Origin of the sequence: Virgisporangium aliadipatigenens (assembly GCF_016863615.1) — a bacterium.
GTDB lineage: Bacteria > Actinomycetota > Actinomycetes > Mycobacteriales > Micromonosporaceae > Virgisporangium > Virgisporangium aliadipatigenens.
In genome coordinates, this window is sequence record NZ_BOPF01000002.1 from 132,394 (window position 1) to 147,155 (window position 14,762).

A 14,762-nucleotide genomic window follows, 5' to 3' on the forward strand; every position below is an offset into this window, starting at 1 on the left:
TCCACAGTGGACAGTGTGCCGGAGAGCGCGGAACTGCTGCGGCTGACCGCACGCGGCGAGCGGGACGTGTTCGTGGTGCGGCAGCGGGGGCGGGAGGTGGCCGCCGCCCTCGGCCTGGACCAGGCGAGCCAGGTGCGCCTCGCCACGGCGTTGAGCGAGGTCGGCCGCTACCTGCTGCCGACCGCGCGGCCGACGACTGTGGCGTTCCGGCTGGTGGACGCCTCGATCGTGGTGACGCTGACCGTCCCGGGGGCCGTGCCGGCGCAGCCGGGATCGCCGCTGACCGAGGGGATGCGGGCCGCCGCCCGGCTGATGGACGCCGTGGAGGTGCACCAGCGCCCCTCCTCCGTCGACGTCGTGCTGCGCCGGCACCTGCCGTCGCACTTCGCCGTTCCACCCGCCCCCGAGCTGGCCCGGATCCGCGCGGAGTTGCAGGCCGTGCGCGCCTCCTCCGTTCTGGACGAACTGGGTGTGCAGAACACGCAACTCATCTCCGCCCTGGAGGAGGTGCAGACCCAGCGGGACGAACTGCTGCGCCTGAACGGCGAGCTGGAGGAGACCAACCGGGGCGTGTTGGCCCTGTACACCCAGCTCTCCGACGAGATGGAACAGACGAATCGCGGGGTCGTCGCGCTCTACGCCGAACTGGACGAGCGCACCGCGCAGCTGCGTGAGGCGAGCGAGGCGAAGAGCCGGTTCCTGCGCAACGTCAGCCACGAACTGCGCGCGCCGATCACCGCCGTGCTCGGCATGCTGCGGCTGCTGCTGGACCCGCGTTCGGAGCCGCTGAGCAGCGAGCAGTCGCACCAGCTCACGCTCGCCAGCACCTCCGCGCAGGACCTGCTCGACATGGTCAACCAGCTGCTCGACCTGGCCAAGGCGGAGGCGAACAGGCTGGAGCCGCGCTGGGGCTCGGTCGACCTGCGCGCCGTCTTCGACCAGCTGCGCGGCACGCTGCGCCACCTGGCCCGGCCGGACGTCGACCTGCTCGTCGAGGACCCGGACGTGCCGGTGCTCGTCACCGACGAGGTGATGCTGGTGCAGGTGCTGCGCAACCTGTTGAGCAACGGCCTCAAGTTCACCGCGCGCGGGTCGGTGGCGCTGTCGGCCCGCTACGACGAGGCGGCCCACCGGGCGGTGCTGACCGTGACCGACACCGGCGTCGGCATCGATCCCGCCCAGCACGAACGGATCTTCGAGGAGTTCTACCAGGTGCCGGGCACCAAGGCGGGGACCGGGCTGGGCCTGCCCTACGCGAGGCGGCTCTGCGAGGTGCTCGGGGCGGAACTGACGCTGTCGAGCGAGCCGGGGCGGGGCAGCACGTTCACGGTGTCGCTGCCGCGCAGCCCGGGCGACGCCAGCCCGATCCACACCACCGTCGACCTGAAGCCCATCCCGGCCGCCGCCCGCCGGATGGAACGGGTGCTCGTCGCCGACGACGACACGATGTTCCGGGAGCACGTGCAGCGGCTGCTGACGGAGCGCGGCATCACCGTCACCGCCGTCGCCGACGGGCGGGCCGCACTGGCCGCCGCCCGCGCCGAACGCCCCGACGCGATCGTGCTCGACCTGCGCATGCCGCACCTGGGTGGCCTGGAGGTGCTCGGCGCGCTGGCCGAGGATCCGCGGCTCGACGCCGTCGCCGTGGTGCTGGTGACCGAGGCCGAGCTGGACGAGATCGGGATGGAACGCGCCGCGCGGGCTCAGGCCGTTCTCGACAAGGCGACCCTGACGGACGACGGACTCGTCGGCGCGCTCTACGAGGCCGCGGTGCGACGCGGGCGCGACATCCCCACGCAGAGATCGGGGTCCGATGAGCGATGACTCCGGAGTGGTCTTAGTAGTCGACGACAATCCCACCAAACGGTATGTGATCTCGAGCTGGCTGCGCCGGGCCGGGCACACGATCATCGAGGCCGCCACCGGCGGCGAGGCGCTGCAGACCCTGCGGGTGGAGAGCTGCGACCTGGTCGTCCTCGACGTGCGGCTGCCTGACATGGACGGCTTCACCGTCTGCGAGAGGATCAAGTCCGACCCCCGCACCAGCGCCGTGCCGGTGGTGCACATCTCGGCGACTGCCGTCGACGTCACCGACCGCACCCGCGGGCTCAACCAGGGCGCCGACGCCTACCTCGCCGAGCCCATCGACCCCGACGAGATGCTCGCGACGGTGCACGCGCTGCTGCGCTACTTCCGCGCCCGCCAGCGCGCCGAACGCCTCGCCGCGCGGCTCGCCACCCTCGCCGAGATGACCATCGCGGTGCACCGCGCGGGCACGTTCGCCGACCTGATCACGAACGCCGCGGCGGGCGCGGCGGCGGTCTTCGACCGGCCGGCCGCGATCGCCGTCGTCTCCCCGGCGGGCCGGCCGCTGCTCGCCCGCTGCGCCGGCGCGGGCGCCGAGGCGACCGTGCAGCCGTGGCACAGCACCGACGGCCGCCTCGAACGCGCCGACCGGCTCACCCGCGACACCGAGGACTCGGTGCGCTGGCCCGAACTGGACCGGGTGCCCGACGGCACCCCGCTCTGGGTCAACCTGGCCCGCCCGCGCGCCAACCGCCCGCCCGCCTACGTGATCGTGCCCGCCGCCGAGCTGACCCCCGACGACGCGCACGTGCTGACCCAGCTCGGCCAGACCGTGGCGTTGGCCATCGACGCGATGCGCTCCTACGACGAGGAACGCTCGATCGCGCTCACGCTGCAGCACAGCCTCCTGCCGCGGGAACTGCCCGCGCAGGACGGCCTGGACCTGGCGGTGCGCTACGTGCCGGCCAGCGACCGGGCCGAGATCGGCGGCGACTTCTACGAACTGCTCGTCATCAACGGCACACTGATCGCCGCGATCGGTGACGTCGCCGGCCACTCCCTGCACGCCGCCACCGTCATGGCCGAACTGCGCCACGTCCTGCGCGCCTACGTCGCCGAGGGGCACGGCCCGGCCGAGGTGATCCGCCGGCTCAACAACCTGATGCTGCAGCTGCTGCCCAGCGAGACGGCGACCCTCTGCGTGCTGACGCTCGACCTCGCCGACGGCACCCTCACCGTCGCGAACGCCGGCCACCTCCCACCGGTGCTCGTGCGCCCGGACGGGACGGCCACGCTGATCTCCGAACCGGTGCCGCTGCTCGGCATCGACGTGCCCCGCGACACGCAGACGCGGGACGTGCTGGCGCCCGGCGACACGCTGCTGCTGGTCACCGACGGCCTGGTCGAACGCCGCGGCCGGAACATCACCGACAGCATCGAGGAGCTGCGCGTGGCGGCCGCCACGGTCGGCGACGACCTCGACGAGTACTGCGACCGCCTCCTCGAACGCTTCGTCACGGGGCCGAACGACGACGACATCGCGATCGTGGCACTTCGCCGTAGCGCCGCCTAAGGCGCCGTTCACCTGCCGTTTCCCTGGGGCGTTCAGCATCGGCGCGTGACGTCAGAGACTGTCATCCTCGCCCTGGTGATCGTGGCCGCGCTCGGCTTCGACTTCACCAACGGTTTCCACGACACGGCCAACGCGATGGCGACCTCGATCGCCACCGGTGCCCTCAAACCGAAGGTGGCCGTCACGGTCTCGGCCGTGCTGAACCTCATCGGCGCGTTCCTCTCCGTCGAGGTCGCGCTGACCGTGACCAACGCCGTCGTGCGCATCCAGGGATCGAACGGCGCCCCCAAGCCCGAACTGGTGCAGGACGGCGGCAGCGCGCTGCTGCTCATCGTGCTCGCCGGCCTCGTCGGCGGCATCGTCTGGAACCTCTTCACCTGGCTGCTCGGCCTCCCGTCGAGTTCCTCGCACGCGCTGTTCGGCGGCCTCGTCGGTGCCGCGCTCGCCGGCCTCGGCATCAGCGGCGTCAACTGGAACGGCGACGGTTCCAAGCTCGACGGCGTCGTCGGGAAGGTCGTCATGCCGGCCCTGATCTCGCCGGTGATCGCCGGTGTCGTGGCGGCCGTCGGCACCTGGCTGGTGTTCCGCGTGACGGCCGGCGTGGCGCAGCGCTTCACCGAGAACGGCTTCCGCTGGGGCCAGATCGGCAGCGCCTCCCTGGTCTCCCTCGCCCACGGCACGAACGACGCGCAGAAGACGATGGGTGTCATCACGCTCGCGCTCATCGCCACCGGCGACTGGACCGACACCAAGAACATCCCGTTCTGGGTGAAGGTCGCGTGTGCCCTCGCGATCGCGCTCGGCACCTACCTCGGCGGCTGGCGGATCATCCGCACGCTCGGCAAGGGACTCGTCGAGATCTCCTCGCCGCAGGGCATGGCGGCGGAAAGCTCCTCGGCGGCGGTCATCCTCGCCTCCAGCCACCTCGGCTTCGCGCTGTCGACCACGCACGTGGCCACCGGTTCGATCCTCGGCTCGGGCGTCGGCAAGCCGGGTGCGCAGGTGCGCTGGCGGGTCGCGGCGCGGATGGTCGCGGCCTGGCTGATCACCCTGCCGTCGGCGGCCGTCGTCGGCGCGCTGATGTGGTGGATCGGCGACCTCATCGGCGGGGTTCCCGGTGCGATCGTGATCTTCGCGATCCTGTGCGCGCTGGCCGCCGCCATGTGGATCCGTTCGCGGCAGAAGCCGGTCGACCACAGCAACGTCAACGACGAGTGGGAGCCCGCCGCCGCCGCGCCCGCGTCGCCCGCCGAGCCCGTCGCCGCCTAGGAGGAGAGCATGCACAACTTCGGGTTCGCCCTGGAAGGGGCGTGGCAGGTGCTCCTCGCCGGGCTGGTGCTGGGCGCCGGGCTGCCGGCCCTGTTCGCGCTCGGGATCCGGGCGACGGCGTTCGGGGGCGGCGGGTCGGGGTCGACGGCGGCGTGGGGCCGGCCGGTGGGGTACCTCTGCTTCGCGATCGTGGTGCTGGCCGTTCTTCTCGGGATCACGTTCATCGTGGCGAGCGGCTTCGGCAAGACGTTGGACTTCTCGCACATCTACCCGACCGTCGTCGACAAGCACTGAGGTGGATCGATGAGTGACGGCCGTACGCACTTCCTCGCCCGCGCCGTGGAGTGGCTGCGCGCCGGCTATCCGGCGGGCGTTCCGCGGCAGGACTACGTGGTGCTGCTCGGGCTGCTGCGGCGCAAGCTGACCGAGGAGGAGATCCGCAAGATCGCGCAGAACCTCGCCGACGCCTCGGCCTCCTCCGACGGGGAGCCGATCACGACCGACGACATCGAGCGCATGATCGACGAGTCGGTGTTCCAGGAGGCGAGCCCGGAGGACGTGGTGCGGGTCTCGGCCCACCTCGCCGCCGGCGGGTGGCCGCTGGCGGACCCGCCCACCAACTGACCGAGCGGCGGCCGGCTGACCCTCGCGGAGTCAGCCGGTCTCGTCGTCGATCAGGCCGTACGGGGGCCGGTCGGGCCGCCGGGTGAAACGCACGATCACGTCCCCGTCGGCCACCGGCGGCGGCGCGTTGTCCGCGACCACCACCTGCGCCCCGGCGCCGCGCCCCGCCAGCCAGTCGTGCAGGTGCTGGTAGATCCGTTCGATGGTCACACTGTCGGCGAACTCCGTGTCGCGATCGCCGGCCTGACCCAGATTCTTCTGCGGGCTGTCCAGCATGAGAAAACCGGGATGCGACGAGCGCGTCTCCCACGCCACCTCGAAGACGGCCAGCTGCCACGCCAACGCGATCAGGGTGCGCCCGCCGGAGGACGCCGCGCGGTAACTCTCGCCCCGCACGAACGGCGTCAGGTCCTCCGCCACGTGCGCGTCCGTCAGCTTCGGATACCGCCACAGGGCCAGGATCTCGTGGAACCGCCGGCCGACCCGCCCGATCAGCGACGACCGGTCGGCGCGTGGGCCCGGCCCGACGGCGTCCTCGAACTCCTCCCGCAGCGCCGCCGCGCTCGACTCCAGCGCGGCGACGTCGGCCTCGCGGCGTTCCAGCGCCTGGACCAGCAGCAGCCCGTCGACGGCGCGCTGCATGGCGACCGCCGCCTCCTCGCGGCGCCGCGCCAGCGCATCGCGCTCCGCCAGGAACGGCGTCACCGCGTGCGCGGTACCGGTGTCCACCTCGGCCGCGGCGCGGCGTTCGGCCTCCTGGGCGCGGGCCGCCGCGGTGCGCAGCGCCGGCAGTTCGCCCTCCAGGTCGGCGAGGTAGCCGGTCAGCTCCGCCAGCCGGGCCCGCGCGGCGCGCAGTTCGCCGGAGACGTCGTGATCCTTGTCGTCCCCGGCCTCGGGATGGCGCGCCCGCACCGGGTCGAACAGCCGCTGCGCCTCGGTCAGCATGGTCAACTGGGCCACGTCCTCGGCGTAGCTGGCCCGCAGCGGCACCATCCGCTCCGCCTGCGTCTCCCGGTCACGCAGCAGCGCGGTGGCCGTGTCGGCGTCCTGGGTGGCGCGCCGGTGACGTTCCCGCAGATCCTCGGCGAAGTCGGTCGAGGCGCGCGCGACGGTGTCCAGGGCGGCGGCCCCGGCCTCGGTCTCCGCGAGGGTCGACTTGGCCCGCAGCAGCTCCGCCTCCAGCTCGGCGCGCGGACCGAAGCGCAGGTCGTCGACGAACGCCCGCGCCACCTCCAACGCCGTCCGGGCCGCGGCCAGGCGCTGCTCCACCTCGCGCACCCGCCGGCCCAGCTCCACCGCGCGGTCGTCGTGCACGTCGAAGACGACGTCGACCACCTGGCGCAGCTTCAACTGCTTCATCGGGCTGTCCTCGAACAGCAGGTTGCGGTTGTCCAGCCGCTCGTTGGCCAGGTAGCACAGCCACATCACGTCGCGGAAGCTCAGCGGGTCGGTCTCCGAGTCGCGCCGCGCCGGGACGTCCCGCAGCCGCACGCCCTCCAGCTTGCAGTGCGACAGCAGCAGGCTGGACAGGCTGTCCGGATGGCCGGCCGGGCGCAGCGGCCGGCGCTGCGGCGGCGTGGCGCCCGGCTCGTCCAGCCGGCCCGCGCTCACGTACGCCACCGTCGACGGCACACCCACCGCGCGCTGGATCACGTACGGCGAACCGGACAGCTCGACCTCCAGCGTCGCCGAGCGCACCTTCGGCATGATCTCCGGGTGCCGCGGATGGTCCGAGGCGCCCAGGCAGTAGTCGACGAACTCCAGCACCGTCGTCTTGCCCGTGCTGAACGCGCCCGCGATCACCGACAGCGGCCGCGGCGCGTCGTCCGGGCCGCGAAAGTCCACGTCGTAGGTCCGCTCGGGGCTGTGCAGCCGCAGGCGGCGGAGTCGGATGCCGTTGGGCACGGAGTCACCGGTCATGTCACGTCCCAGGGAGGGGAATCTCGGGGAGGGGATGGGGGAACGACGGTGAGCCATTGACGCAGGTGTGCCCGCAGCCGCTTTCCGCTCATCCGCCGGGCCCGCCGGATGACCACGCGTGCCGCGTCGGCGTAGATCTGAGCGTACCGGGCGGTGAACTGCCCGGCCAGGCCACGACCCGCGTCGGTCAGTCGATAGCGCACCCGGCCGGAGGCGCTCGCCCGGACGAGTTCCCAGCGCACCAGCGTGGCGAGATCCTCCGACAGGCGCAGCTGCGCGGTGACGAACCGCTGCGCCGGACTCGCGTAGGCGAGCGATCGGTCGTCGAACCCGGCGAGGCGCAGCACCCTGCGGTCCGGGTCGCCCTCCTCGCGGGCCACCAGCAGCGGGTGCGCGGCGAGGAAGTCGTAGATGCCGAGGCGTTCCGCGTCGATGCCGTCGGGCTCGGCGTCGGCGGCGATCGCGAGCAGCAGCGTCAGGCGGGCGAGCCGGAACTCCCGGCTGTCCTCGGCGTTCACGCCACCGCTCCGTGCTCGTCCGCGACCGTGCGCCAATGGCGGACCCAGCCGGCGCGGCGGTCCTCGACCACGCGGTGCATGAGCCCGCAGCGGTGCACCGGCCCGGCCCGCAGCATCGACGGGAACGCGCCGGACTCGCGCAGTTCGCCCATGACGGCCGCGTGCAGGCCGGGCAGCCGCGGGTTGGCCGGGTGGCGTTCGCCGATCTCGTTGAACCGGGCCTCCCAGACGCCGTGCACCAGGCCGTCCGACTCGGCCAGCGCCGCCAGTTCGGCCCGCACGCCCTTGTCCGTGATCTCGCGCACCATCAGCTCGGCGTTGAAGAACTCCCGCTTCGCGGCCCCGACCTCGGTGTGCCCGGCGGCCCGCAGCTGCCGGACGAACAGGCACGCGTCAAGCACGGCGTCGGAGTCGGACGCGAGGGAACGCACCGGCGCGCGGGGCGCCTCACCGGGCACGTACGGGTCGTAGTAGTGCCGCCGCACGTGCGCCGCGTCCGGGGTGATCAGCAGGTTGCGCAGGTTCGTCTCGTGCCACAGGTCGATCTCGACGCCGGTCTCCCGCTGCCGGCGCGCCCGCCAGTTGTCCCACCACTGCGCGGTCGGCGCGTCCATGCTGGACGGCACGCACAGTACCCAGCGGCTCACCGCGTAGCCGTGGCGTTCGGCGGCCGCCACCGCCGAGTCGAACGACTCCCGGATCTGCGCCTGTCGGGAACGCGTCACCGCCGGCCAGAAGTACTTGGACTGCCAGATGACCACCAGACCGGACAGGTCACCGAGCAGGACGTCGATGCCCCAGTCGCCGGGGTTGGCCGCGATCAGCCGGGCGCCCGGATGGATCGCGCCGATCAGCATCGCCAGCATCTGCTCGAAATCGTCCCGCGCACCGGCCATGTTGCCCGCGCGGAACTGGTGAGCCGCGAAGTTGATCGGTGGTTCGCCCGCCGCGAGGCCGGTCAGGGCAGAAGCCGCCGTCATCACACCTCCCACCCGAACCGAGCGGATTCACGCGACCCCCAGATGATCAGCATTGCGCGCACCGTCACGGATCGCAACGAACGAAACACCAAGCGGCGGATGTTCACCCTGTTTTCCGTCCTGCGGAACCTATGCTTCATGCAGTCAGTGCCCCTGAGGCGGGCGTGGTCTTGGCATGCCCCAACGGGGAGTTGCAGGTCAGCCGCATGCAGAGCCCGCGGCCGTCCACTGTGGTTGATCGCTACCGGCCTCGGCAACCCGGCGCGTGGATGCACAGTTGGATGCACATGTCGCGCGTTGTAGCCCGCAGCTTCACCCGTTGGGGTGACGCTGGATCCGACGCTGAGGCTACGGGGTCGACGCCATCACCGATCTGTGGTGATCGACGCGCCGATGGCGGCGGCGCCCGCGATCCGCGCGGTGAACGGGCTTTTGGTCGAGCAAAGGCGATCGTGCAGTCGCTGGCCGGCCTACGGTGTCTACCTGACCGGGTTCGGCGGTCCGGAGCAGCCCGACGGCACCACGACGGAACGAGTTGAGATCAGCTACCTCGGGCGAACCATCGCCACCCTGCCACCGGACTCCAGTGGAGGCGTGTACGTCGAGGTGCCGATCGTCGCGACCGGCCCGGTCTCCGTCACCGCCCGCAGCACCAAGGGCACCACGGCTACCGCCACGGCTACCGCGACACCAGCCGTACCGGGCCTGTGGGCCAACAGCACGAAGGAAGGCGCGCTGACCGTCACCGGCGCCGACACCACCGTGACCGGCCCGGTCCACAGCAACGGGAGCCTCTCCGTCACGGGTGCCCGCACCACGGTCCCGGCCGGCGCCGAGTACGTCACCACTCTCACGGTGCGCGGCAACGGGCACCAGGTCACCGCCCCTCGCAAGGTCACCGCCGGCAGCCCGCCAGCGGTAGCCGACATCGCCGCATACCGTCCCGGCGGAGCCGCTGCGAAGGCCGCCGGCAGCATGTACCGGGCCATTCCGGCGAGCGCCTGCAAGAGCGGAACGTGGACCGCGCGTCCGAGCGACATCACAGCAGGCGTGCTGTACGTGCCCTGCACGGTCACAGTGACCGGTTCGGGACGTATCAACGCCACGATCGCCGCAGAAGGTTCAGTCCACCTCGCTGGCACCGACCTCGCCATCGGTCCCGACATGCCGGGCCGGCCGGCGATCGTCTCCAGCACCAAGGGGTCCGCGGTCCAGCTGACCGGGGCGTCCAACCGCATCCTCGGTGCGATCCATGCGGTCAATGGCCAGGTCACCATCGCCGGCGCCCGCAATGTGATCCGATGTGGGGTGGTCGCCGACACCATCACCGTCGTCGGCGCCGGTACACGCGTGGAGGTCGACAACAAGTGCCGAGCGTGACCCGGTACGGCATCGCGGCGGTCGCCATCATGGCGACCGCCGCATGCGGCCTCAACAACAGCCCCTCAGGCGAGCTTCGGACCAACACCGAACGGCCGTGCGGAGGAAACCCAGCCGTGATCGTCGACATCGGATATCCCGGCGACAGCGATGCGCCCGCAGCGGCACACATCACCACCAACGGCGAAACGATCTACTTCACCGCGACCGACTTCACCACCGACGACCTCTTCGACAGCGACCGGCTGCGCCGCACGACAATCTCCGTCGGGCCGGCAGCCACACCACCGGCCTACGACCAGCGGTCCTCTTCCGTCGTCGGTGCCACGGCGAAGATCGTCGTACCCCAAAACACCTGGATACCAATCGACCTGCCGGCCGGCGACTACTGGGTACTCAGCGCCCGCCTGTCCACCACCAACGTGGCGAGCTGCACCGCAGGAGGCGTCACCGGCAGCCGCGCCGCGCGCACCGCTCCATCCCCGACGCCGAGCAACTCCTAGTATCCCGCTGCGTTCCTGCACGCGCGTGGGGCGGACGTCGGGTCAGCCTCCGAGCAGGACGTGTCGTAGTTCTGTCGGTGGCGGCTCGACGACTGTGACGAAACTGTCGGCCAGGTACCACCTTCGGCCTGCCGGCCACAGCCAGGGCAACTCCAACGGCAATGATCAGTGTCGGGTTGAGTTCCCCCGGGACTATCTCGCTAACGGTGATGTCGGGATAGTCCTCGCTCCGGTGCCGCTCGGCCGGGACGCAGGCCGCCCGGTAAGGAAGAGCGGAACGCTCGGCATTTCTTGGCGACGACCTCGGCCGCGTCGTTGCGGGCGTCAAGCCGCAGGGGAGCCGCCTTACCAAGGGCACGGGCTCATGACGCTGCCGCGCACGGCCGGCAACGGCATCGTCAGCGCGGGCGGGGGTCGTGTTCGAGCAACAGCACGTCGGTGTGTTCGAGCGGCATCCGGACGGTCAGGTGGTTGCCGGAGCGGGACAGCTCGACCGGTACCCGGCGGGCGCTGTGCACGTTTCTCCACCGACGCCCTTCGCAGAGCACGACAGACAGCTCGCTGATCGGCTCGGCGGACCAATTGAGCAACACCAGTGCCGTGCCGCGGTCGGAGTCGAGTCGGCATACCTCCACAGGTTCGTGGCTCAGGTGGGCCGGTTTGGCTGCCCCGGCGAGCACGGCCGGAGCGACGGCGAGCCGGCGTCGGGTGTCCTCCCAGCCACGCACCACGGAGGACCGGTCGCGGGGTGTGCGGGCACCGAGCGGGTGGTCGAGCGTGTCGACGTACTGCAGGCCGGGATAGAACCCGTACGCGACGGCCGATCCGTGGCCGAAGCGGTGCCGGGTGATCGCCGCCGCGCCGGAGGCGAATGATGCCACCACCTCCGCGCCGCCGGGCACGGGCACCAGGGGCGTGCCGGGGCCACGCACCGCCAATTCCTGCGTGCCGAACACCGGATCCGCCGGCACGCGCAGGGTGTGATCGTAGAACAGCGGCACGCCGACGCCGTCCGTCCGCTCCGCCGTGCGCGGGCCGATACCGAGTACCTGTTCCAGGAGCGGCGACGCCGTGTCGTACTCGTCGGCGACGCCCGCGCCCGGCCCGACCGCGAGTACCCCGCCCCCGCGCACCCACGCGACAATCCGCTCCAGCGCCACCGACTCGACGTTCGGGCCGGTGAGGTAGAGGGCACTGTACTGCCAACTGCCAGGCCGGTCCGGATCGATGTCGTCGCGGATGCTCTGCTCGTCCACCAGGTCGATGCTGTAGCCGGCGTGGATAAGGGCGATGCTGAGCCGGATCGTCTCCCACATGTAGACGGTGGGCTGCGGGCCGGCGTTCCAGAGGTGGCTGGTGCCCGTGGTCAGGATCGCGACGCTGCCACGGTTCGGCCGCCCCGGATGGATGAGGTGTTCGGCGCGGGCCAGGACCCGTGCCGCATCCGCGATCGACGGGTACGCCAGCGGGTTGTCGGACCAGCCGTCGCCCACCAGCCGGGTCGGGCCGAAGCAGTAGAAGTCGACGGCCTTGCCACCCCGGCCGACCAACGACAGCGCCTTGTAACTGGCCCCGGCCGGATGCCCGGTGAGCATGTTGCCGACGACATAGCCTCCGAACGGCCGGGTACCGAGCGCGGCGGCGGTGCCGAGGGCGCTGGCCCGCACCGACCACAGCACCGCGGTGTCGTCCGGGACCCAGTCCGCCGACCAGAGGTTGTGCGATCCGAGCCGCGCCGAGGTGTACCAGTCGAAGCCGCCCATGCCGGCCCGCGAGCTGACGTCGGGGTTGTTGGCCACCTTCTGGTTCGGCGCGGGGATGTACCACGCGTTGATCCACGAGTTCCAGTTCACGTCCACGGAGGTGCCCGGGCTGAACGCCTTCGCCAACTCGTCGGTGACGAGCCGGTGGCCGCGTGCGGCCGACTCGGCGAAGAACCGGGTTGTCCAGTAGTACAACCGGCGCTGCGCCAACGACGCGCCAGCCGCGTTGGTGACGGGCCTTGCGTCGTCGGCAGCATCCACGTGGTTACGGGCCAGGAACGCCCGGAACTCCGCAAGTTGCCCGTCGTCGAGCATGTCGGCGACGGAAGGAAAGTACCAGGCGGGCTCGTCGGACAGTTTGATGTCCACGACGTCGCCCGGCGTGCCTCCGTTTGCCGTGGGCACGCCGGCGGCCAGGCCCTGCGCCCAGGCAGCCACGTCGTTCGGGTGCCGGCGGAGGTGGAAGTCGAAGTAGGCCCGTGGCGCCGTGTGTGTCGGTCTGCCCTGCAGGGGGTGGTAGACCGCGACCGCCCGCCGGTTCAGCCCGGCGGCGTCCAGGTCGGCGTTGACGTCGGCGGGGTCGAGCGCGGGCCAGGAGTACGCGTTGACCGTGTTGACGCCCAGCGCGGCCAGCGTCGCGGCCTCGGCGCGGAGTTGCCCCCGGTGCCCCTGCCGGCCGATTAGGTGGGAACTCGACACCGTCAGCAGCCGTGGCCGGTCGGCCGCCGCGACGGCGACCGCCTCCGCCCGGCGCAGATGTTCCTGGGCGTAGGCGCTGAGCAGCCGGGTCCGCCGCGGTCGGGTCCCGGGCACGGCGAAGCCGTACCCGGGCAGCAGGATGCCGACCCGGCCACCGGCGACGGTGTCGGTCAGGACGCCGGCGGGGCTAGCACCCGTGTCGTCGAGCGGCTCCAGGCTGACGGTGACAGTCTGCGGCGGTGCCGCGGCGCTGCCGACGGCGACGAAGACGAGGACGTCGCCGGCCTGGTCGCGCAGCAACGGGTCGAGGTCGAACGTCGTCGGCACCCCCACGGCCACCCCGTTGCGCACGACGGTTCCGCGCCCGGCAGTCTCCACGGACACCGCGAATGGGCCCGACGGCGGCGGCGTCACCGACCCGACGGTCACCCGAAGCCGGTGCCCCCGCACCTCGTTGCCGCCCTCGGCCGCTACGGGGGTCACCAGCACGGTGACGTCGCCGTCGGCGGTCACGGTCATCAGCCTGGGCTCCGCACCATGACGCACGCCGACCTGCTCCGGCGGGCCGGCGGGACGCCCGGACGGGTCCAACGGGACCGCCACCAGTTCGGTCCCACACCGGCGCGACGCGGCCGTGTACGCGTCCGGGTAGGTCGCGTTCCGGCACAGCCAGAGCCGCTTCCCCGACCCGTCGACCGCGGCCAGCCGGCCGGCCGGCACGCCGTCGGACACCGGGTCACCGACCGGATGGCCGCTCGAATCGAGGGGCCACATGATGACGGGCGCGTCGGTCGGCATCGTCGCCCGCCGGTACAGCGCCTGCGGCGTGTAGTGGAACATCAGATAACTCGGCGCCGGCGAGCCCCACTTTCCGAGGGCGGAGAACTGCCGCGCCGGCCCGGCCGGGGTCCCGTCGGACCTCATCGGCACGACATCGAGCGTGTCAGGGTGCGTGCCCAGGTACATCAGGTCGCCGGCCGGGCTGAACGCGATGTCGTACTTGCCGACGCCGCCCACCCGATGGCTGCCGCGAAGTCGCAGCGGCTCGCCGTCGGCGTCGAGTTCGTGGACGAACACCCGTGGATCGCCCCACCCGCTGACGTAAAGCAGGGGAAGCGTGGGATGCAGCGTCACGGCCTGTAGGGAACCCTTCTCGTTCCCGGCGTCGTAGCTGCGTGGCGCGCCGACCGGTCGGCCGGCGTCGTCCAGGCTCCAGACGGTCAGGCAGCGGCGCTCGATCGGCCACGGCTGGCGCAGCCCGGGATAGTCAGTCTGTACGCCGAGGTAGAGCCGCCGGCCGCTTGGATGAGTGACGGCCACGCCGACCGACGAGCGCCCGCCGGCCGGCAGCGGCACCGCGCTGTCGGGGAACCATTCGGGTGCGCCGGCTGGCCCACCTTCCGGTCCGACGCCGATGACCCCGAGGTTCAGCCGCCGCCGCTGGGTCGACAGGCTGCGTCCGACGAACACGTGCCCGCCACCCCGGCCGGCCGCCACCGCGCCGGCAGTGACGACACCGATGCCTGTCAGGTCGACCCATCCGGCGGTTCCGTTGCTCATGTCGGGTGTCCTTCCGCTCGCGGGCACGGGGATCCGCAGCGGCGGACTACCCGAATCAACCAGCGGCCGGGCACCGGGGTGACGAGATGACCGGAGGAGCACCAACTGACCGTTCAGATGATGCCCACCGGCATCGTTTCTCAGGTGCGGGGCCACATCCACGATGG

General features: G+C 71.8%; 11 protein-coding genes. 7 read left to right on the top strand and 4 right to left on the bottom strand.

Annotated features, from left to right (window positions below; translation table 11 throughout):
• The first annotated feature begins 6 nt into the window (after positions 1–6).
• Genes Val02_RS01220 through Val02_RS01240 form a run of 5 tightly spaced genes read left to right on the top strand, consistent with a single transcriptional unit; the run spans position 7 to position 5,272 of the window.
• The gene (locus Val02_RS01220) at positions 7–1,824 is read left to right on the top strand and encodes an ATP-binding response regulator (RefSeq protein WP_203896949.1); all 1,818 of its coding nucleotides are present in this window, start codon (positions 7–9) and stop codon (positions 1,822–1,824) included.
• Positions 1,814–3,379 (top strand): SpoIIE family protein phosphatase, encoded by a 1,566-nt coding sequence (locus tag Val02_RS01225; RefSeq protein WP_203896950.1) that lies wholly within the window; start codon positions 1,814–1,816, stop codon positions 3,377–3,379. Before Val02_RS01220 ends, Val02_RS01225 begins: the two co-directional genes overlap by 11 nt.
• Before the next feature lie 45 nt (positions 3,380–3,424).
• Complete coding sequence (locus Val02_RS01230) at positions 3,425–4,648, top strand: inorganic phosphate transporter (protein ID WP_203896951.1); 1,224 nt, start codon at positions 3,425–3,427, stop codon at positions 4,646–4,648.
• Between the two features lie 9 nt (positions 4,649–4,657).
• On the top strand, positions 4,658–4,942 hold the full coding sequence (locus tag Val02_RS01235) for a hypothetical protein (protein ID WP_203896952.1): 285 nt from the start codon (positions 4,658–4,660) through the stop codon (positions 4,940–4,942).
• A 9-nt stretch (positions 4,943–4,951) separates the two neighbouring features.
• Positions 4,952–5,272: a DUF3349 domain-containing protein gene (locus Val02_RS01240; RefSeq protein ID WP_203896953.1), complete on the top strand. Its 321-nt coding sequence runs from the start codon at positions 4,952–4,954 to the stop codon at positions 5,270–5,272.
• 30 nt (positions 5,273–5,302) lie between these two features.
• Here Val02_RS01240 and Val02_RS01245 read toward each other — a convergent pair whose 3' ends face one another.
• The 3 genes from Val02_RS01245 to Val02_RS01255 are packed head-to-tail and all read right to left on the bottom strand — an operon-like array spanning position 5,303 to position 8,690.
• The gene (locus tag Val02_RS01245; protein ID WP_203896954.1) at positions 5,303–7,192 is read right to left on the bottom strand and encodes a DNA recombination protein RecN; all 1,890 of its coding nucleotides are present in this window, start codon (positions 7,190–7,192) and stop codon (positions 5,303–5,305) included.
• Complete coding sequence (locus Val02_RS01250; RefSeq protein WP_203896955.1) at positions 7,189–7,710, bottom strand: hypothetical protein; 522 nt, start codon at positions 7,708–7,710, stop codon at positions 7,189–7,191. The genes Val02_RS01245 and Val02_RS01250 overlap by 4 nt, the downstream gene beginning before the upstream one ends.
• Complete coding sequence (locus Val02_RS01255) at positions 7,707–8,690, bottom strand: hypothetical protein (RefSeq protein WP_203896956.1); 984 nt, start codon at positions 8,688–8,690, stop codon at positions 7,707–7,709. The genes Val02_RS01250 and Val02_RS01255 overlap by 4 nt, the downstream gene beginning before the upstream one ends.
• Before the next feature lie 375 nt (positions 8,691–9,065).
• Here Val02_RS01255 and Val02_RS01260 point away from each other — a divergent pair, with 375 nt between their 5' ends.
• Both Val02_RS01260 and Val02_RS01265 read left to right on the top strand, forming a co-directional pair.
• On the top strand, positions 9,066–10,070 hold the full coding sequence (locus Val02_RS01260; RefSeq protein ID WP_203896957.1) for a hypothetical protein: 1,005 nt from the start codon (positions 9,066–9,068) through the stop codon (positions 10,068–10,070).
• 116 nt (positions 10,071–10,186) lie between these two features.
• Positions 10,187–10,573 carry a hypothetical protein gene (locus tag Val02_RS01265; protein ID WP_203896958.1) on the top strand — a complete coding sequence of 129 codons (387 nt, stop codon included), beginning with the start codon at positions 10,187–10,189 and terminating at the stop codon, positions 10,571–10,573.
• Between the two features lie 398 nt (positions 10,574–10,971).
• On the opposite strand, the gene Val02_RS01270 is transcribed toward Val02_RS01265, so the two are convergent.
• Positions 10,972–14,595: a type 1 glutamine amidotransferase family protein gene (locus Val02_RS01270; protein ID WP_203896959.1), complete on the bottom strand. Its 3,624-nt coding sequence runs from the start codon at positions 14,593–14,595 to the stop codon at positions 10,972–10,974.
• Between the last annotated feature and the right edge of the window lie 167 nt (positions 14,596–14,762).